The organism is Cupriavidus sp. KK10 (assembly GCF_018223725.1).
GTDB classification, from domain to species: Bacteria; Pseudomonadota; Gammaproteobacteria; order Burkholderiales; family Burkholderiaceae; genus Cupriavidus; species Cupriavidus necator.
In genome coordinates, this window is the sequence record NZ_CP073677.1 from 3,544,727 (window position 1) to 3,562,862 (window position 18,136).

The 18,136-nt window shown below is 68.5% G+C and carries 17 protein-coding genes; 9 read left to right on the forward strand and 8 right to left on the reverse strand.

What is annotated here, in order from left to right:
* Position 1 precedes the first annotated feature (1 nt).
* From KB879_RS16630 to cobA, 6 genes are read left to right on the forward strand one after another with little or no spacing between them, the layout of a single operon-like run.
* Positions 2-991, forward strand: a complete 990-nt coding sequence (locus tag KB879_RS16630; protein ID WP_013953871.1) for an Lrp/AsnC family transcriptional regulator — start codon at positions 2-4, stop codon at positions 989-991.
* On the forward strand, positions 988-1,452 hold the full coding sequence (locus KB879_RS16635; protein ID WP_153954140.1) for an AsnC family transcriptional regulator: 465 nt from the start codon (positions 988-990) through the stop codon (positions 1,450-1,452). Before KB879_RS16630 ends, KB879_RS16635 begins: the two co-directional genes overlap by 4 nt.
* Positions 1,452-1,952: an AsnC family transcriptional regulator gene (locus KB879_RS16640; RefSeq protein ID WP_013953873.1), complete on the forward strand. Its 501-nt coding sequence runs from the start codon at positions 1,452-1,454 to the stop codon at positions 1,950-1,952. The genes KB879_RS16635 and KB879_RS16640 overlap by 1 nt, the downstream gene beginning before the upstream one ends.
* A gap of 12 nt (positions 1,953-1,964) precedes the next feature.
* Positions 1,965-3,128: a heme d1 biosynthesis radical SAM protein NirJ gene (nirJ, locus tag KB879_RS16645; RefSeq protein WP_211979439.1), complete on the forward strand. Its 1,164-nt coding sequence runs from the start codon at positions 1,965-1,967 to the stop codon at positions 3,126-3,128.
* Positions 3,125-4,624, forward strand: coding sequence for a nitrite reductase (locus tag KB879_RS16650; RefSeq protein WP_153954138.1), 1,500 nt, complete (start codon positions 3,125-3,127; stop codon positions 4,622-4,624). The genes nirJ and KB879_RS16650 overlap by 4 nt, the downstream gene beginning before the upstream one ends.
* A gap of 35 nt (positions 4,625-4,659) precedes the next feature.
* On the forward strand, positions 4,660-5,433 hold the full coding sequence (gene cobA, locus KB879_RS16655; protein ID WP_211979440.1) for a uroporphyrinogen-III C-methyltransferase: 774 nt from the start codon (positions 4,660-4,662) through the stop codon (positions 5,431-5,433).
* A 126-nt stretch (positions 5,434-5,559) separates the two neighbouring features.
* Here cobA and pobA read toward each other — a convergent pair whose 3' ends face one another.
* Entirely contained in the window at positions 5,560-6,729 is a 1,170-nt protein-coding gene (gene pobA, locus KB879_RS16660) for a 4-hydroxybenzoate 3-monooxygenase (RefSeq protein ID WP_153954136.1), read from the reverse strand.
* A gap of 126 nt (positions 6,730-6,855) precedes the next feature.
* Here pobA and KB879_RS16665 point away from each other — a divergent pair, with 126 nt between their 5' ends.
* Entirely contained in the window at positions 6,856-7,761 is a 906-nt protein-coding gene (locus KB879_RS16665) for a helix-turn-helix domain-containing protein (RefSeq protein WP_211979441.1), read from the forward strand.
* A gap of 4 nt (positions 7,762-7,765) precedes the next feature.
* Here the strand turns inward: KB879_RS16665 and pcaD are convergent, their stop codons facing one another.
* The 4 genes from pcaD to pcaH all read right to left on the reverse strand — a co-directional run bounded on the left by pcaD (position 7,766) and on the right by pcaH (position 11,750).
* Complete coding sequence (pcaD, locus tag KB879_RS16670; RefSeq protein WP_153954135.1) at positions 7,766-8,941, reverse strand: 3-oxoadipate enol-lactonase; 1,176 nt, start codon at positions 8,939-8,941, stop codon at positions 7,766-7,768.
* Positions 8,942-9,011: 70 nt separating this feature from the next.
* Positions 9,012-10,397, reverse strand: a complete 1,386-nt coding sequence (locus KB879_RS16675) for a 3-carboxy-cis,cis-muconate cycloisomerase (protein WP_153954134.1) — start codon at positions 10,395-10,397, stop codon at positions 9,012-9,014.
* A 77-nt stretch (positions 10,398-10,474) separates the two neighbouring features.
* A complete protein-coding gene (gene pcaG, locus KB879_RS16680) occupies positions 10,475-11,044 on the reverse strand; it encodes a protocatechuate 3,4-dioxygenase subunit alpha (RefSeq protein WP_013953881.1) in 570 nt (189 codons plus the stop codon).
* A 4-nt stretch (positions 11,045-11,048) separates the two neighbouring features.
* On the reverse strand, positions 11,049-11,750 hold the full coding sequence (pcaH, locus tag KB879_RS16685) for a protocatechuate 3,4-dioxygenase subunit beta (RefSeq protein WP_211979442.1): 702 nt from the start codon (positions 11,748-11,750) through the stop codon (positions 11,049-11,051).
* Between the two features lie 94 nt (positions 11,751-11,844).
* Between pcaH and KB879_RS16690 the strand changes: the two genes are divergently transcribed.
* Positions 11,845-12,798: a LysR substrate-binding domain-containing protein gene (locus KB879_RS16690; protein WP_013953883.1), complete on the forward strand. Its 954-nt coding sequence runs from the start codon at positions 11,845-11,847 to the stop codon at positions 12,796-12,798.
* Here KB879_RS16690 and KB879_RS16695 read toward each other — a convergent pair.
* Positions 12,792-14,174: an aromatic acid/H+ symport family MFS transporter gene (locus tag KB879_RS16695; RefSeq protein ID WP_211979443.1), complete on the reverse strand. Its 1,383-nt coding sequence runs from the start codon at positions 14,172-14,174 to the stop codon at positions 12,792-12,794. The genes KB879_RS16690 and KB879_RS16695 overlap by 7 nt on opposite strands.
* A 469-nt stretch (positions 14,175-14,643) precedes the next feature.
* Here KB879_RS16695 and KB879_RS16700 point away from each other — a divergent pair, with 469 nt between their 5' ends.
* Entirely contained in the window at positions 14,644-14,844 is a 201-nt protein-coding gene (locus tag KB879_RS16700) for a DUF2905 domain-containing protein (RefSeq protein WP_041228724.1), read from the forward strand.
* 15 nt (positions 14,845-14,859) lie between these two features.
* Here KB879_RS16700 and KB879_RS16705 read toward each other — a convergent pair whose 3' ends face one another.
* Together KB879_RS16705 and KB879_RS16710 are read right to left on the reverse strand one after the other, a co-directional pair.
* The gene (locus KB879_RS16705) at positions 14,860-16,809 is read right to left on the reverse strand and encodes a methyl-accepting chemotaxis protein (protein ID WP_211979444.1); all 1,950 of its coding nucleotides are present in this window, start codon (positions 16,807-16,809) and stop codon (positions 14,860-14,862) included.
* A 265-nt stretch (positions 16,810-17,074) separates the two neighbouring features.
* Positions 17,075-18,097 carry a LysR family transcriptional regulator gene (locus KB879_RS16710; protein WP_013953888.1) on the reverse strand — a complete coding sequence of 341 codons (1,023 nt, stop codon included), beginning with the start codon at positions 18,095-18,097 and terminating at the stop codon, positions 17,075-17,077.
* Positions 18,098-18,136: the final 39 nt, after the last annotated feature.

Below are 18,136 nucleotides of genomic sequence, written 5' to 3' on the forward strand. Positions count from 1 at the left end.
CATGTACGATGAACTGAACCTCTACGACACCCTGCAGCGCGATTTCCCGCTGCAGCCGCGGCCCTACCAGGCGCTGGCCGGCAAGCTCGGCCTGTGTGAACACACGCTGCTGAGCCTGCTGGCACGCGACCTGGGCAGCGGGCGCATCAGCCGCGTCGGCGCCGTGTTCGCGCCCAACGTGATCGGCGTCAGCACGCTGGCGGCGCTGTCCGTGCCGCCGGCCCAGCTGGACCGCGTGGCGGCGCGCGTCAGCGCCTGCGCGGCGGTCAGCCACAACTATGCGCGCAGCGGCCACCCGTACAACCTGTGGTTTGTCGCGGGCGCGCGCGAGCGACGCATGCTCGACGTCACGCTGGCGTCGATCGGGGACATGACCGGCCTGGCGCCGCTGGACCTGCCCATGGCCCGCGAGTATCACATCGACCTCGGTTTCCCGCTCGCGCGCCCGGGCAGCGCACGCGCCCGCCGCGCAGCCAGCGCGGCCGCTCCCGCCGCACCTGTCGCCCTGGACGATGACGACTGGCGCCTGGTGGCAGCACTGGAAACCGGCCTGCCGCTGACGCCGCGCCCGTTCCACGCGCTGGCGGCGCAAGCGCGGATGCCGATGCCGCAGGTCCTGGAGCGGCTGGCGCGCTGGTCCGCGCAGGGCGTGATCCGGCGCTTGGGCGTGGTGCTGCAGCATGGGCGCTTCGGCTTCGGCCACAACGCCATGTGCGTGTGGGACGTGCCCGACGCGCACGTGGACGCCATCGGCATGCGGTTGGCCCGGCAGGCGCGCGTGACCCTGTGCTACCGCCGCGCGCGCCGGCTGCCCGACTGGCCCTACAACCTGTTTGCGATGGTCCATGCGCGCAATGCGGAGGACTTGCAGCCCGCGCTGGCGCGCATCCACGCCACCGCCGGGCTGGAACATGCGCCCGGGACCGTGCTGGTCGGCACGCGCTGCTACAAGCAGCGCGGCACACGCTATGCCATGCAGGTGTCGGCATGACCCGTGCAATCGCAGCACTCGACCCGCTCGACCGCCGCATCATCAACGCGCTGCAGCGCGGCCTGCCACTGGTCCCGCATCCGTATGCCGAAGCCGCATCGGCCCTCGGCATCACCGAGGCCGAACTGCTGGAGCGGCTGCGCGCGCTGCTTGCCGCAGGCGTGCTGACGCGCGTCGGCCCGCTGTACCAGATCGAGCGCGCAGGCGGAAGCTTCGTGCTGTGCGCCTGCCATACGCCAGCCGAACGGATTGAAGCTGTGATCGCCGCCGTCAACGCGCACCCCGAGGTCGCCCACCACTATGCGCGGACGCATCACCTGAACCTGTGGTTCGTGCTGGCGGTGGCAAGGCCGGGGGAGGTCGCACCGGTGCTCGCGCGCATTGCCGCGGCGGCCGGCGTCGAGATCCTGCCGTTCCCGAAGGAACGCGAGTTCTTCGTCAACCTCTACCTGCCCGCCTGATGTCCGAGCCTGTCGATCCCGTCGACCTGGCGCTGATCCGCGCCACGCAAGCCGGCCTGCCGCTGGTGCCGGCGCCCTATGCGGCGGTGGCCTGCGAACTCGGCCTGACCGAGCACGAGGTGATCACGCGGCTGGCTGCGATGCAGGCGCGCGGCGTGCTGCGCCGTATCGGCGCCGTGCCCAACCACTACCGGCTGGGCTGGCGCGCCAACGGCATGACCGTGTGGGACGTGGACGATGCGTGCATTGACACGCTGGGCGAGCGCATCGGCGCCCTGCCCTTCGTCAGCCATTGCTATCGCCGTCCGCGCCACTTGCCGAATTGGCCCTACAACCTGTTCGCGATGGTCCATGCGCGCTCCCGCGAAGACGCCGCGCCGCAGGTTGCCGCGATCGCGGCACTGCTTGGCGACGCCTGCCGCGCGCACGACGTGCTGTGGTCCACCCGCATCCTCAAGAAAACCGGGCTGCGCCTGCCGTCGCCCGGCCCAGACCAATAGGAAACCCCGCCCATGTTCCGCCTGTCCCGCTTCATGGAAGCCCTGCGCGATGCCGGCCCGGTGCCGCCGCCGCGCAAGCCCGCCGGCCCGGTGGTGATCTGGAACCTGATCCGCCGCTGCAACCTCAACTGCCGGCATTGCTATGCCACCTCCGCCGACACGGACTTCAAGGGCGAGCTGGATACCGCCGAGGCGCTGCGCGTGCTCGACCAGCTGCGCGATGCGCGCGTGCCCGCGCTGATCCTGTCCGGGGGCGAACCGCTGCTGCGGCCTGACCTCTATGAGATTGCCGCACGGGCGCGCGCGCTCGGCTTCCACCTGTCGCTGTCATCCAACGGCACGCTGCTTGATGCAGGGCATGCCGCCCGGCTCGCGGCAGCGGGCTTCGACTACGTCGGCGTCAGCCTGGACGGCTTGCCCGCCACGCACGACCGGTTCCGCCGCAGCGACGGCGCCTTCGCGCAGGCGCAGGCCGGCCTGCGCGCCGCGCGTGCGGCCGGCCTGCGCGTGGGCGTGCGCATGACGCTGACCGAAGCCAACGCGGCGCAACTGCCCGACTTGGTGGCCCTGACCGAATGCGAGGGCATCGACAAGTTCTACCTGTCTCACTTCAACTATGCCGGCCGTGCGCGCAGCCATCGCGCCGAAGACGCGCACCATGCCCGCACCCGCGCCGCGCTCGACTGGCTGTTCGACCACGTCTGGCAGCGCACGCAGCAGGGCCATGCGGGCGACTTCGTCACCGGCAACAACGATGCGGATGGCGTGTACCTGCTGTACTGGATCGCCAGGCGCCTGCCGCATCGCCTGGCCGATATGCGCCAGCGGCTGGAACACTGGGGCGGCAACGCCACCGGCGTCGGCGTGGCCAATATCGACAACCTGGGCAATGTCCATCCCGACACGATGTGGTGGCACGTGACCGTGGGCAATGTGCGCGAGCGGCCGTTCGGCGATATCTGGGCCAGCCGCGCCGATCCGCTGATGGCGGGCCTGGCCAGCACGCCGCGTCCGCTGCAGGGGCGTTGCGCCGGCTGCGCATATCGCGCCATCTGCAACGGCAACACCCGGGTGCGCGCCTTTGCGCTGACGGGCAACCCCTGGGCGGAGGACCCGGGTTGCTACCTGAGCGATGACGAGATCGCGCATACGCCGGGCACGGAGGTCGCAGCATGAAGACCGTGCTCCGATGGCTGATCGCCCTGGCCTTTGCCGGCGCCGCGCAATCCGCCATGGCCGCCGAACCCGCGGCGGTCTACAGCCAGCACTGCGCCACCTGCCATGGCACCGACCGCCTCGGCGCCATGGGCCCCGCGCTGCTGCCGGAGAGCCTGGAACGCCTGCGCGCCAGCGAACTTGACCAGGTGCTGCACGATGGCCGTGCCGCCACGCAGATGCCGGCATTCGCCGGCACGCTGGCCGAACCCGACTTGCAGGCGCTGGCGCGCTGGCTGCGCACGGCGCCCGCAGCCACGCCGCAATGGAACGCAGAGGCCATTCGCGCCAGCCATATCGTCCACCACGCCCCCGGCAGCCTGCCGGCACGGCCCGTGTTCAGCGCCGATCCGCAAAACCTGTTCGTGGTGGTGGAGGCCGGCAGCCATCATGTGACCGTGCTGGACGGGGATCGGCTGGCACCGGTCCATCGCTTTGCCACCCGCTTTGCGCTGCACGGCGGCCCCAAGTTCAGCCGCGACGGCCGCTATGTCTACATGGCCAGCCGCGATGGCTGGGTCAGCAAATACGACGTGTGGAACCTGGCCTATGTGGCGGAGATCCGGGCCGGTGTGAACACGCGCAACGTCGCCGTCAGCGACGACGGCCGCTGGGTGCTGGCCGGCAATACGCTGCCGCGCACGCTGGTGCTGCTCCATGCCGAAGACCTGTCGCTGGCGCGGGTGATCGACGTGAGGGGGCGCGATGGCGAGGCCTCGCGCGTCTCCGCCGTCTACGACGCCGCGCCGCGCCACAGCTTTATTGCCGCGCTGAAGGATATCGCCGAGGTCTGGGAGATTCCGTATGCCGATGCGGCCGGCGCGCCGCTGCCCGCGCTGGCACCGCGCGTGGTGGTGCTGGATGATGTGCTCGATGACTTCTTCTTCGACCAGTCCTATCGCCATATCCTGGGCGCTTCGCGCAAAGGTGGCGGACAAGTGATCGACCTGCAGAAGGGCCGCAAGGTTGCGGCGCTTGCGCTTGGCGGCATGCCGCACCTGGGCAGCGGCATCACCTGGCAGCGCGATGGCCGTGAAGTGATGGCCTCGCCCGACCTCGGGCAGGGGCGCATCACGGTGATCGACATGCAGGCCTGGCATACGATCGCCACCATACCAACCAACGGCCCGGGCTTTTTCCTGCGCAGCCATGAAAACAACCCCTACGCCTGGGCCGACGCCATGATGAGCCCGAAGCGCGACACGCTGCAGGTGATCGACAAGCAAAGCCTGCGGGTGGTCGGCAGCGTCACGCCGAGCCCTGGGCGCACCGCCGCCCACGTCGAATTCACGCGCGACGGGCGCTACGCGCTGGTCAGCCTGATGGAGCGCGACGGCGCCATCGTCGTGTACGACGCGGCCACCTTGCAGGAGGTCAGGCGCCTGCCGATGGACAAGCCAATCGGCAAGTACAACGTCTTCAACAAGACCACGCGCTCGGCCGGCACCAGCCACTGAGCCGGCGTGGTGATGCCCCATTGCAGGAGGCCAAGATGAATTCCCCCCTGAAGCCCGGCAAGGTCTGGCTGGTCGGCGTCGGCCCCGGCAGCCCGGACCTGGTCACGGTACGCGCCATGCGCGCGCTGGCCGCGGCCGAGGTCTGGCTGGTCGATGACCTGGTCGCGCCGGAGATGTCCTGCTATGCCAGCCCCGGCACCCATGTGGAGTGGGTCGGCAAGCGCGGCGGGCGCTGCTCGGTCAGCCAGGAACGCATCCAGCAGCTGACGCTGCAGCATGCGCTGGCCGGCCGCAACGTGGCGCGCGTCAAGGGCGGAGATCCGCTGCTGTTCGGGCGCGGCGGCGAAGAAGCGGCCTTCCTGCGCGGCCACGGCATGGCCGTCGAGATCGTCAACGGCATCAGCAGCGGCATGGCCGCCGCGCAGGCACTGGGGATTGCGCTGACCCACCGCGCGCACTGCCATGGCGTGACCTTTGTCACCGGCCATACCAGCGCGCACGGCTCGCCCGACTGGCAGGCGCTGGTGCGTGGCGGCACCACGCTGGTGATCTATATGGGCATGAGCCGGATCGCGGCGATCCGCGACGGCTTGCTGGCGGCGGGCATGTGCAGCGACATGCCAGCGGCGGTGGTGATGCATGCCGGCAGCGAGCAGGCACGCAGCTGGACCGGCTCGCTCGGCACGCTCGCCGAATCGCTCGCAGCGGGGCTGGCCAGCCCGGCCGTGGTGCTGGTGGGTGGGGTGGTCGGAGACACGCTGCAGGCGGTGCAGGCGATGGTGCCGGGTGCCGGCGCGCTGGTAGCGTAGCGTTGGCTGCCGGCAAGGTGCTACCGAGTTCCGGGAACCCGATTGTTTGCTCCCTCTCCCGCTCGCGGGAGAGGGGGCAAACCCGCAGCATGCAAAAGCTGTCAGCAATCGCGCAGCGCACTCAGCTCAATACGGCAACCCCACATAATTCTCCGCCAGCGCCCGCGACGCCGCCTCCGACCCCACCAAATAGTCCAGCTCCGCCCGCTGCATCCGCAACGAGAACGCATCCGCATCCGGAAACCGGTGCAACAGCGAAGTCATCCACCACGAGAAGCGCTCGGCCTTCCACACCCGCTGCAGGCAACGCGCGGAATAGCCATCGAGGCCGCTGGCATCGGCATGGCGGTAACGGGCTTCAAAACCCTCGGACAACGCCAGCACATCACTGGCCGCCAGGTTCAACCCCTTGGCCCCGGTAGGCGGCACGATATGCGCCGCGTCGCCCGCCAGGAACAGCCGGCCAAAACGCATCGGCTCGCACACAAAGCTGCGCAGCGGCGCAATGCTCTTCTCGATGCTGGGCCCGGTCACCAGCGCGCTTGCCGTCTGCGGATCGAGCCGGCTGCGCAGCTCCTGCCAGAAGCGCTCATCGGACCAGTCTTCCACGCGCTCGCTCGACGCCACCTGCACGTAGTAGCGGCTGCGGTGGCGTGAACGCATGCTGCACAGCGCGAAGCCGCGCTCATGGCTGGCGTAGACCAGCTCATCGGCAACGGGTGGCGTCTCCGACAACAGCCCCAGCCAGCCAAACGGATAGACGCGCTCGAACACCTGCCGCGCCGCCACCGGCACGCTCTCGCGGCAGATGCCGTGAAAGCCGTCGCAGCCGGCGATGTAGTCGCAGGCAACCTCGTGCATGGCGCCATCCTTGCGATAGCGCACCGACGGCGTGCTGCCGTCGAAGCCCTGCACGCTGACTTCCTGCGCTTCATAGATGGTGGGGGTGCCGTCGGCGCGGCGCGCTTCCATCAGGTCGCGCGTGACCTCGGTCTGCCCGTACACGGTGACGCTGCGCCCGATCAGCGCATGCAGGTCGATATGGTGGCGCTGCCCGCCGTACGACAGTGCGATGCCGTGGTGGACCAGGCCTTCCGCATGCAGCCGCCGGGCCACGCCGGCGCGTTCCAGCGCGTCGACGGTGACGCTCTCCAGGATGCCCGCGCGGATGCGGCCAAGCACGTATTCGGGGCTGCGTTGTTCGATGATGATGTTGTCGATGCCGGCGCGTGTCAGCAACTGGCCGAGCAGCAGGCCGGCCGGGCCGGCGCCGATGATGGCAACCTGGGTGCGCATGTCTTGTCTCCTTGTGGGTATCCGTCTTCTGCCGCTAAAGATAGTCGGCGGTGGCCCGCCAAGGAATGGACAGATCGAACCAATGACAGGACAATCGGAACATCGCTGGTAAACACTGAAGCCACCGTGAGACCTGTCCCGACGTACTCGCTGTACGGCACCAATCCCTCGGAATTGCTGTCAAACCAGCTGCATTTTGAGTCCATCGCCGCGCGCAGCCGCCTGCACGGGTGGGAGATCAAGCCACACCGGCATGAGCGCTTCCTGCAAATTCTGTACATTCACTCAGGCGCCGGCGAAGCCTTGCTGGAGGAGCGGCGCGAACCGCTGCGCAGCGGTTCGCTGGTGACGATGCCGCCACGGCACATCCACGGCTTTGTCTTCACTCCGGACACCGACGGCATGGTTGTGACCATGACCGACAGCCACCTGCGCACGCTGCTGGCCGGTGTGCCGGATGCGCTGCCGCTGTTCGCCCGTCCGCGCCACGACCGCGTGCGCCGGGGCCACGCGCTGGCCGATACGCTGGCGCTCGTTCGTGGCGAGATGGAAACTGTGTCCGCCTGGCCGGGGGCGTCGCTGTCGGCGTTGATGACGCTGCTGCTGATCGGCATCGCGCGGCTGGCCAATGCCACCGCGCCGGCCGCGGTGCGCAGCAACAGCCGGCCCGCGCGGCACTTCCAGCACTTTCAGCAGATGCTCGAGTCAGCTTATCGTGAGCAGAAGGAAATCGCGCACTATGCCGGCGCCATCGGCATCACGCCCACACAGCTCAACCGCGTGTGCCGACAGGCGTGCGGGCAGTCGGCCCTGCAGATGATCCATGCGCGCGTGCTGGCCGAGGCGCAGCGCGACTTGCTCTTCAGCGACCTGGAGGTCAAGTACATCGCCCTGTCGCTCGGGTTCTCCGACGCCGCCTACTTCTCGCGCTTCTTCGCGCGGCTGGTAGGACAGTCGCCGACAGAGTTCCGGCAATCGGGGCGCGCGCGGCTGCCGGCAGCCATGCCGCCGCCCGCGGATGCGGCGGGGTGACCGGTCAGCCGGCCTGGTCCATCCCGGCGAACACCTCCTCGGCCAGATGAAAGGCCGAGTTCGCCGCCGGCACGCCGCAATAGATCGCGGTCTGCAGCAGCACCTCCTTGATCTCGTCGCGCGTCACGCCATTGTTGGCGGCGGCGCGCAGATGCAACCTGAGCTCCTCCGGGCGGTTCAGCGCCACCATCATGGCGATGGTCAGCAGGCTGCGCGTATGCCGCGGCAGGCCTTCGCGCGTCCAGATCTCGCCCCAGGCATAGCGCGTGATGAGGTTCTGGAATTCCTCGTTGAGCGGGGTCAGCCGTGCGAGCGAACGGTCCACGTGCGCGCTGCCCAGCACCTCGCGCCGCACGGCAAGGCCGGCGTCGTAGCGCGCATGATCATCGGTCACCGGCAGCCGGCCGCGCACGAAATCGAGCAGCGCTGCCGTGAAGCGGCCGGGCTGCTCGAAGCTGGAAATATGCGCGGCGGGCAGTTCGACAAAGCGGGCGCCGGGAATCGCATCAGCCAGCTCGCGGCCTTCCTGCGCAGGGGTCGACGGGTCCTGGCTGCCGGCGATGACCAGCACCGGCACTTGGATCGATGCGACCGACTCGCGGAAATCGGCGTCGCGCACGGCCGCGCAATTGGCCGCATAGCCGCGCGGATCGAGCCCGGCCAGCACATCGCGCAAGCCGTCCAGGGCGCGCTCCGCCGTGGCGGCAAACCCCGGCGTGAACCAGCGTTCGACCGAAGGCGCGACCATCACGGCCATGCCTTCGCGCAGCACGGTGTCGATGCGGGTATTCCAGCCGTCGGCATTGCCGATCTTCGCGGCGGTATTGGCCAGCACGATATGCGAGAACCGCTGCGGCGCATGGATGCCCAGCCACATCCCGGTGAGCCCGCCCATCGACAGGCCACAGAACACCGCCTGCCCGATCCCCAGCGCATCCAGGATGGCGATGACGTCCTGCCCGAGCTGCGCCACGGTAAAGGCATCGCCAGGCGCGGTCGAGCGGCCGTGGCCGCGGGTGTCGTAGCGCACCACGCGAAAGCGCCCGGCCAGCGTGGCAGCCTGCGGCTCCCACATGGTGTGGTCGGTGCCGAGCGAGTTCGAGAAGAGGATGGCCGGCGCGGAATCGGGGCCGTCAACGGTGTAGAAGAGCCGGGCGCCGGCGTGGTCGAGGTAGGGCAATACAGTCTCCTTGGGTGCGCGGCCGGCGGCGTGGCCGGCGCATCGCGGTAGTTCCGGGCTCAGGGCAGTCTCAGGACTGGCGCGCCGCCAGCGCGGATTGCCAGGCCTGCACGGCGGCGTCCGCAAAGGCAGCTGACTGGCCCGCGTAGTTGGCCGGGTCGGCAAGGCGGTCCAGCACGGCGTCATCGAGCAGGCCGGCATGCGCCGGGTCGGATTGCAGCGTGAGGGCAAGCGCGTCGCGCAGGCTGGTGCCGTCGGCCACCGCACGTTGCGAGGCACGCTCTACCAGATGGTGCGCTGGCAGCCGACCGATCCTGCTGCCAAGTTCAAGCATCGCCGCCTCGCCGAGGATCAGGCCATGGGTGAGGCCGAGGTTGGCACGCATGCGCGCCGTATCGACCTGCAGCCCCGCCACGACCTCGCCCATCTGGCGCAGCGCGCCGGCGGCCAGCGTCACGATCTGCGGCAGCGTGTCCCACTCTGCCTGCCAGCCGCCCAGGGCGCGTTCATGTTCCTGCACCATGCCCGCCAGCATCGTCGCCACCAGCGGGGGCACGCGCACCGCGGCCGTCAGCACTGCCGCGCAGCCGACCGGGTTGCGCTTGTGCGGCATGGTGCTGGAGCCGCCGCGGCCGGGGCCGGCTGGCTCGGCCACTTCCGCCACCTCGGTCTGCATCATCAGGGAGATATCGCGCGCCATCTTGCCGAGCGTGCCGATCAGCATGCCCAGCGTGGTGGCGATCTCGGCCATGCGGTCGCGATGTGCGTGCCACGGCAGCACAGGGGCGGCCAGGTCCAGTTCGCGGGCCAGCGCGGCGGTCACCGCGGGCGCGGCCTGGCCAAGGCTGGCGAGCGTGCCGGCGGCGCCGCCGAACTGCAGCACGCGGGTCTGGACACGGGTGGCATCGAGACGGCCGAGATCGCGGCGCAGCGCATCGAGCCAGCCCGCGGCCTTGAGGCCGAAGCTGGCTGGCAGGGCATGCTGGAGCCAGGTGCGCGCGACCATCGGCGTGGCCCGATGCGCCGAAGCCAGCGCGGCGCAGGCTTCGCCCAGGCGCACCAGGTCGGCATCCAGCGCGCGCAGCGCGTCGCCGGCCTGGAGCACCAGTGCGGTGTCGATGATGTCCTGGCTGGTGGCGCCCCAGTGGACAAAGCGCGCCGCCTCGGCATCGCGCGCGGCCACGGCGGCGGTCAGTTGCCTGACGAAGGGAATGGCGAGATTGCCGGCAGCGACAGCGGCTTGCGCAAGCGCGTCGCGGTCAATGATGCCGGGGTCGCGGCAGACGTCTGAAATCACGGCCGCGGCCGCGGCAGGGATCACGCCGCTGTCGGCTTCGGCGCGCGCGAGCGCGGCCTCCACGGCAAGCATACGCTGCACCGTGCCGGCGTCGGAGAAAATGTCCAGCACGGCCGGGCTGCCGGACATGGGATCGGTAAGACGCATAGCGGTTGGCATTGGGGGCGATGGGTAGCGTGAGTGGCCGTGACATCGACGGCCACCCGATTATGCGTCTGTTGCCGGCAGCGGGGCCTTCAGATATCGAAGAACACCGTCTCGCCCTGCCCCTGCAGCGCCACGTCCCAGCGCAGCGTGCCGTTGCCGGCATCGCTGGCAATCAGCGTGCCGCGGCGCTCGGCGGGGACCAGCGCCAGCACGGCATCGGCAGCATTGGCGGCCGCTTCGTCCGGGAAGTACATGCGCGTGGCGACATGCTTGACCAGCCCGCGCATGAACACCGACACCATGATATGCGGCGCCTGCGGCCGGCCGTCCGGACCGGGCACGGTGCCGGGCTTGACGGTGACAAAGCGGAACGAGCCGTCGGCCTCGGTCGGCACGCGGCCGAAGCCGGTAAAGCCAGGCACCAGCGGCAGCTCGCGCGCATCGTCGGGGTGGCGGTAGCGGCCGGCGGGGTTGGCCTGCCAGATCTCGACCATGCCGTCCGGCACGGGCTCGCCGTCGGCGTCGGTCACGCGGCCTTCGATCACGATGCGCTGGCCAGCCAGTTCCGGCGCGCTGGCGGTCAGGTCGGCGCAGTTCAGGCCGTTCAGGCCGATATGGAGATAAGGGCCGACGGTCTGGGATGCGGTGGCGTAAAGCATGGTCTTACTCCATCGGCGTGGCATCGCGGCCACGCAGCACGATATCGAAATGGTAGCCGAGCGCGTATTCGGGCTGGGTCGTCTCCCAGTCGAGGCTGGCCACAAGCCGGTCGCGCGCCTTTTCGTCCGGCACGCAGTTGAAGATCGGATCGAACGGCAACAGCGGATCGCCGGGGAAATACATCTGCGTCACCAGCCGCGTGGCGTAGGCGTTGCCGAACAGCGAGAAGTGGATATGCTGCGGCCGCCAGGCATTGTGGTGGTTGCGCCAGGGATAGGCGCCCGGCTTGATGGTCTTGAACTGGTAGCGCCCGCTGGCATCGGTGACGGTGCGGCCCTCGCCCGAGAAATGCGGGTCGAGCGGCGCATCATGCTGGTCGCGCTTGTGCACGTAGCGGCCGGCCGCATTGGCCTGCCAGACCTCGATCAGCGCGTTCGGCACCGGCCTGCCATTCTCGTCCAGCACGCGGCCGGTCACGAGGATGCGCTCGCCGATGGGCTCGCCGCCGTTGCCGACGGTGAGGTCGTTATCGCCTTCACGGACGAACTCGGCGCCAAAGGTGGGACCGGTCACTTCAGACAGCGACTGCGGCAGCGTAATCAGCGGCTGGCCCGGCGAGCGCTTCTGCGTCGAGGCATAGGGATCGAAGCGGTATTCGGGCTGGGTGTCCCAGTAGGGACGGCGGTACTGGGCAAGACGGGTCATCGCGCAGTCTCCTTGTCATTGGAATGGTTTGACTTTAAACAACACATAAAGTCATGTAAATTAAGAATTCGTCGAAATACGATAACTTTTTGACATGAAACTCCAAGGCCCACTCGCGCTCGAAATCTTCCGCAATCGCGTGCGGCTGCGGCACCTCTATTGTTTCGTGGCCGTGTCCCAGACCCAGCACCTGGGCCGCGCCGCCGAACGCCTGGGGCTGACGCAGCCGGCTGTCTCCAAGACACTGAGCGAGCTCGAGGAACTGGCCGGCACCCGCCTGCTGGTCCGGCAGCGGGCCGGCACTGAACTGACCACCGCCGGCACGCGCTTCCTGCGCCACGCCCTGCGCATCCTCGCGGATATCGATGCCGCGGCGGACAGCATGGCCGGCGCGGATGCGCTGCCGCAGGAGCGCATCCGGCTAGGTGCGCTGCCAAGCGTGGTGCCGGCGGTGTTGACTGATGCCCTGCTGCGTTTCCGCGCCGCGCATCCCGAGGTCGGTCTGGCCGTGCAGACCGGCATGAACCGCAACCTCATCGACCAGCTCAAGGCGGATGTGCTCGATCTGGTCATTGGCCGGATGGACGACCCGGTGGCCATGGAGAGCTTGTGGTTCGAGTCGCTGGGCCCGGACTCGCTGGCACTGGCGGTTCGTCCCGGGCATCCCCTCGCCGCCGTATCGCGGCCAACGCTGGTTGACGCACTGGCGTGGCCGCTGGTGATTCCGGCCGCAGGCTCGATTCCCCGCCACAACACCGAAAGCCTGCTCGCCCGGCACGGCCTGCCGCTGCCGGACGGCTGCGTGGAAACTTCGGACGCCTATCTCGGACGGCTGCTGGCCCGGCAGAGCGACAGCGTGTGGGCAGCGCCGCTCTCGGCCACCAGCCGTGCGGTATCCGAGGGGGATCTGGTACTCCTGCCAATCGATACGCAGGGCACCGAGGAACCGATCGGCCTGCTGCGGCACGGCGACCGCACGCTCACGCCGATGGCCGAGGCGCTGGCGAACTGCATTCGCGCCGCGGCGCAGCCTGCTCCCGCTCAGTGACTTGCCACGCTTGCGCCGCCATTGACCGAGTCGGCGGCAGCCACGGGGCGGCTGTTGAAATGCTTCACCAGCAGCGCTCCGGCGGCAAGGAATGCCGGCACGGTGAGCAGCGTAAAGATCGTGTCGAAGCCCAGGTGCAGGCGCAGCAGTTCGGCACCGAGCAGCGCACCGGTGATGCCGCCGAAACGGCCGATGCCAAGCATCCAGGCAACGCCAGTGGCGCGGCCCTGCGTCGGGTAAAAGGCCGCGGCCAGCGAAGGCATCGAAGACTGGGCGCCGTTCATGGCCGTACCGGCGAGGAAGATCAGCACGCCCAGCAGCACCTGGCTGCCGGTGCCGTGGCCCACGGCGTAGATCAGTACGCCGGTTGCAGCGTAGGTGATGGCGATGACCTTGTTCGGATTGAAGCGGTCCATGAACCAGCCGGCCGCGATGGTGCCGATGCCGCCGCCGAGCGGGAACAGCGCCGTCAGGAATGACGCGTGCTGGATCGAGAAACCGGCGTCCTTCATCAGCGTCGGCATCCAGCTCGTCAGCAGGTAGAAGATGACAAGGCCCATGAAGTAAGTGGTCCACAGCATCGCCGAGCCCAGGCGATAGCCGGGCGCCAGCACGGTGCCGATGGCGGATCGGGTCGCAGGGGCCTGCTCGCCGATGATGAAGTTGTTGGCCTCGGACAGGTCTGCGCCAGTCACGCGCCGCAGCACGTTGCGGATCTGGGTGGCAGGATAGTTGCGCAGGACCATGTAGCGCACGGACTCCGGCAGCAGCACCACCAGCAACAGCGCGAGCGCAAGCGGCACGATGCCGCCAAGCAGCAGCACGCTGTGCCAGCCGAAGTGCGGAATCATCGCGGCGGCGACAAAGCCGCCGGCCGCGGAACCAAGCGGAAAGCCGCAGAACATGGTGTTCACGAGCACGGCACGGCGGCGTTGCGGCGCAAACTCCGATGTCAGCGTCACGGCATTGGGCATGGCGGCACCCAGGCCCAGGCCGGTCAGGAAGCGCCAGACCGTGAGCCAGCCCAGCGTGGGCGCAAACGCGGTGGCGAGGCTGCAGGCGCCAAAGAAGAAGACGGACAGCACCAGCACCTTCTTGCGGCCGACACGGTCAGCCAGCGGACCGGCGAAGATCGCACCGAAAGCAAGACCGAACAGCGCCGCGCTCATGACGGGCCCGAGGGCGGCTTTCTCGATCCCCCATTCCTGCACCAGCGCCGGCGCGATATATCCGATTGCGGCGGTATCGAAACCGTCAATGGCAACGATCAGGAAGCACAGCACAAGAATGAGCCACTGGTAACCAGTGAATCGCTGTCCGTCGATCAGGGCCTGGACGTCCGTGACGCCGCCCTTCGTTTGGGTGGGATGTTGCACTGCTGTCTCCGTTTGCCTGGAAATCGCACGAGCCGTCCTGCGGGCCGGACATGCGATATTGTTCTAATTGCGAACTGCTGTTCTCCAATTGAACGGAATCTTAGGCAACGGGCGTTGGGACTCAGAATTAGCGTTAACCCGGCGGGAAATTGGCCATCCAGCGTGTGGATTTCGCCGGAAGGCGCCATTTTTGTGGAACCAGACTGAACATCTGGATCACGGAACAGTGCTTTCTATCAGAAAACCGGCTGATCGTGAAATTTACTATCAGACTAACCTTGCGGCATTCCGGCGGTATAACCAAATTTCATGCAAAGAGCGCCAACTCTCAATTTACATTCCGAAACCCGCGACCTATAGTCCCTGCCCCCGGTGCGCCGAGCCGATGCAATCCTGCGGCGAAGTGCCTGTCCAACGTCTCAGGACCCGGGGCGCCACAAGCCGCCGGCCCGAACAAATCCATCCGATCATGCAACGCCTGCTTCTCATCCTTGGCTGCCTGCTGATCGCAGCCGCCGCTGCCTGGCCCTGGCTGTCGAAGCTGCCGCTCGGGCGGCTGCCCGGCGATATCCATATCGTCCGGGACGGGTTCAGCTTCTACTTTCCGATCACGACCTGCATCCTGGTGTCGGTGCTGGTGTCGGTCGTGATCTGGGTCTTCCGGCGCTGAGCACTGCGAGGTGCACTAGGCATGCGCCTCGGTCCGGAACACCGCCACTGCCCGCTGCATATGCAGCGCCTGCTCCTGCAGTGACTGTGCCGCCGCGGCGGCCTCCTCCACCAGCGCCGCGTTCTGCTGCGTGACCTGATCCATCTGCGTCACCGCCTGGTTGACCTGGGCGATGCCGCTGCTCTGCTCGCGCGAGGCATGGCTGATCTCATCCATCATCGCCGTCACGCGGCCGATGGCGGCAACGGTGTTCTCCATGGTCGCGGCAACGTCCAGCGCCAGCGTGTTGCCCGACGCCACGCGCTGCGCCGATTGCGAGATCAGCGTGCGGATCTCCTTGGCCGAGCTGCCGGCGCGCTGCGCCAGCCCGCGCACTTCAGTCGCCACCACGGCAAAGCCGCGGCCTGCCTCGCCCGCGCGCGCGGCCTCCACCGCCGCGTTCAGCGCCAGGATATTGGTCTGGAAGGCAATGCCGTCGATCACCGCGATGATGTCGACGATGCGCCGCGAATCGGCCTCGATCTCCTGCATGGTCTGCTGCATGCGCCCGACCGCATCGCCGCCGGCGCGCGCCACGCCAGACGCCTCGCGCGCCAGCTCGCTGGCCTGGCCGGCATTGCTGGCGTTCTGCTGCACGGTTGCAGTCAGCTGCTCCATGCTGGCCGCGGTCTGCTCCAGCGACGAGGCCTGCTCCTCGGTGCGCTGCGACAGGTCGATATTGCCCTGCGCGATATCGCCCGCCGCCGCCAGCACGTTGTGCGCGCCGGCCTTGGTGTCGCCGATCAGCGCGCGCCAGCTGTCCACCAGCGACAGCAGGTGCCGCTTGATCTCGCTCAGTTCGTCGCGCCCGCGCACCGCGATGCGCAGGGTCAGGTCGCCCGCGTTGATGCGCTCGACCATCTCCGCCACCTGCCGCACGTCGCCGCGCATGCCGCGGCTGAAGCCGATGAACAGGTAGAACGCTGCGGCCACGGTCACCAGCGCAATGCCCGCCAGCAATACGAACTGCCCTTCCTGCGCCGCGACACGCTGTGCCAGCATGGTGTCCACGATCCCGGCAAACGCCTTGTTGGCGGCCGCCACGCCTTCGATGGCCGCGGTGGCCTCGTCGAAGTAGGTCTTGGCATCGATATCGATGCCGGTCGCGCCCAGCATCCGCACCTTGAGCGTGCGATGGAAGTTGTCCATCGCGGCGAGCCGCGCCAGAGCGGCATCGATGCGCGGCCGGTACGCGGGTGCCGCGTTCCCGACGCGCGCGATGTCGCGCCGCACCGTTTCCAGCCCCTCGTGGATCTGCTCGGCGAGCGCGCCCAGGCCCGCCTGCTGCGCGGCATCGGCATAGCCGCCCTGCGCGATGATGCCGGCCCCGCGGCCGCGCGCCAGCGCGCTCAGCTCAGCCAGGCGCGGCATCGGGCCCACCAACAGGTTGAGCAGGTAGTACGAGCCCGCTTCACTGTCCAGCGCCAGCTGCGAGCGCTCGGCCACGTCGCCGATAAACGCCTGCGTCTGCCGCACCAGCGCGCTGTGGCGCTCGAACAGCGGCCCCGCCGTGGTGTCCAGGCCAAGCCCGCGCAGATGCTGCCAGTCCTGCTCCAGCTTGCGCGCCCCGGCCGCCAGTTCAAAGGCAGGATTCTCCGCGATGCTGCGCATCAGCCCCGCCAGGCTGGCCGCGGCCTTGTTGTCGGCCGCGTCGAAGGTGGCGCGAAAGGCCGCATTGCCCGACAACACCGCATTGCCGGCGCCGCGCCGGACCTGGGTCTCGCGCATGAAGTCGAGCGCATGCCCGGCCACGGCAAGCCCCCGCACTTCATCGCCGGTGGTGCGGATCGATCGCGCCGCATCGCTCAGCACCACGTACATCGCGCCGCATAGCGGCACCAGGAACAGCACGGCGATCAGCGCGAGCTTGCGGTTGATACTCAGGCGCGCCATCAGGCGCTCGGCGGGAAGGAAAAAGGGATTCATGGCGGTCACAGAACCTGGCTTGGATTTCCTCCTATCGGCCTTGATTTGCAGGCCTGAAGCGCGGATTTCGAAGGCCTTGATAATGCGCAAATCCGGTGCAGAAAACGCGCTGAAGTGGGGCAAAAAGCACGGGTTGCGGGCAGCGTCGGCACCGCTGCCTGCCCACCTGCACCGAAGAGGTGTGGGGCATTGGGCAAAGGGTCACAGCGGCCTGTCCGGCCTTGTGCCCTTGACGGCGTCGTCTTCCGCGCCTCCCTTAGCGCGCTCATGCGCGACGGGTCCGCTCGCCGCGCTCGCGCCGCCGCGGGCCCGCGCTCCCGACCATACCCGGCGTGGGAATGGCTTGCCGCATGGCATCGACAAACGACCTGAGCTTCGCCGGATAGAAGCGCGCATAGGGGTAGACCAGGTAGATCGGCAAGGGATCGGCCTGCCACTGCGGCAGCAGGTGCAGCAGCCTGCCGCTGGCAATGTCGTCGGCAAAGATCCAGGCCGAGCCGACGGCAACACCCAGCCCCAGCCGGGTCGCCGAATGCAGCGCGTAGAGGCTGTCCGTGCTCATGCGCGGCTGGAATGCGATGCCTTGGCGCGCCTGCGTCTGCGTGTTCTGCAGCACGACCTCATTGCGATAGAAGGTGCGCAGCGCCAGCCATGGCAGGCCCTCCAGGTCTTCCGGCCGGCGTGGCAGCGGCTTACCCTCAAACAGCGACGGTGCGGCAATGACCGCGCGCGGCACGTCGGCGAGCCGCACCGCCACCACGCCGGGTTCATGCACCTCGCCTACATGGATCGCGCAATCGATGGCCTCGGCGATGAAATCCGGGGTACGGTCATGCAGCAGCCATTCCACCGAGACTTCGGGGTACTGCTGCAGGAAGCCGGCCAGCGGGCCGACCAGCAGCTCCTGCCCGAAAGCGTGCGGCACCACCACGCGCAACGTGCCTGCCGGCGCATGCCCGACCCCGCGCACGTCGGCCTCGAACATGGTCCAGTCGGCCACCAGCCCCTTGGCACGCTCATAGCAGCGTTCGCCGTCCTCGGTCAGCTTCATCGCATGCGTGGAGCGCTGCAGCAGGCGCACGCCGAGCAGCCGCTCCAGCGTCTGCAGGCGCCGGCTGACGGTGGGCTGGGTCGTCTGCAGCTGCGCTGCCGCCATCGACAGGCTGCCCGCCTCGACGATGCGCACAAAGGTCTGCATCAGCTCGATGCGGTCGGCACTGGTGGCGCCGCGGGCAGCTGCCCTGCCCTGCGTGGCGGGAGTTCGCGGCAATGCTGGCTGGCGTTTCATACGTATCTCGTATAACCATTGTTCATCCCGCACGTCTAC

Coding starts and splice junctions, on each gene's coding strand:
- pobA (WP_153954136.1), bottom strand. CDS start 6,729: ATGCGCACCCAGGTTGCCATCATCGGCGCCGGCCCGGCCGGCCTGCTG.
- KB879_RS16700 (WP_041228724.1), top strand. CDS start 14,644: ATGCAACGCCTGCTTCTCATCCTTGGCTGCCTGCTGATCGCAGCCGCC.
- KB879_RS16630 (WP_013953871.1), top strand. CDS start 2: ATGTACGATGAACTGAACCTCTACGACACCCTGCAGCGCGATTTCCCG.
- KB879_RS16705 (WP_211979444.1), bottom strand. CDS start 16,809: ATGAATCCCTTTTTCCTTCCCGCCGAGCGCCTGATGGCGCGCCTGAGT.
- cobA (WP_211979440.1), top strand. CDS start 4,660: ATGAATTCCCCCCTGAAGCCCGGCAAGGTCTGGCTGGTCGGCGTCGGC.
- KB879_RS16635 (WP_153954140.1), top strand. CDS start 988: ATGACCCGTGCAATCGCAGCACTCGACCCGCTCGACCGCCGCATCATC.
- nirJ (WP_211979439.1), top strand. CDS start 1,965: ATGTTCCGCCTGTCCCGCTTCATGGAAGCCCTGCGCGATGCCGGCCCG.
- KB879_RS16675 (WP_153954134.1), bottom strand. CDS start 10,397: ATGCCAACCGCTATGCGTCTTACCGATCCCATGTCCGGCAGCCCGGCC.
- KB879_RS16640 (WP_013953873.1), top strand. CDS start 1,452: ATGTCCGAGCCTGTCGATCCCGTCGACCTGGCGCTGATCCGCGCCACG.
- KB879_RS16650 (WP_153954138.1), top strand. CDS start 3,125: ATGAAGACCGTGCTCCGATGGCTGATCGCCCTGGCCTTTGCCGGCGCC.
- pcaG (WP_013953881.1), bottom strand. CDS start 11,044: ATGCTTTACGCCACCGCATCCCAGACCGTCGGCCCTTATCTCCATATC.
- pcaH (WP_211979442.1), bottom strand. CDS start 11,750: ATGACCCGTCTTGCCCAGTACCGCCGTCCCTACTGGGACACCCAGCCC.
- KB879_RS16710 (WP_013953888.1), bottom strand. CDS start 18,097: ATGAAACGCCAGCCAGCATTGCCGCGAACTCCCGCCACGCAGGGCAGG.
- KB879_RS16690 (WP_013953883.1), top strand. CDS start 11,845: ATGAAACTCCAAGGCCCACTCGCGCTCGAAATCTTCCGCAATCGCGTG.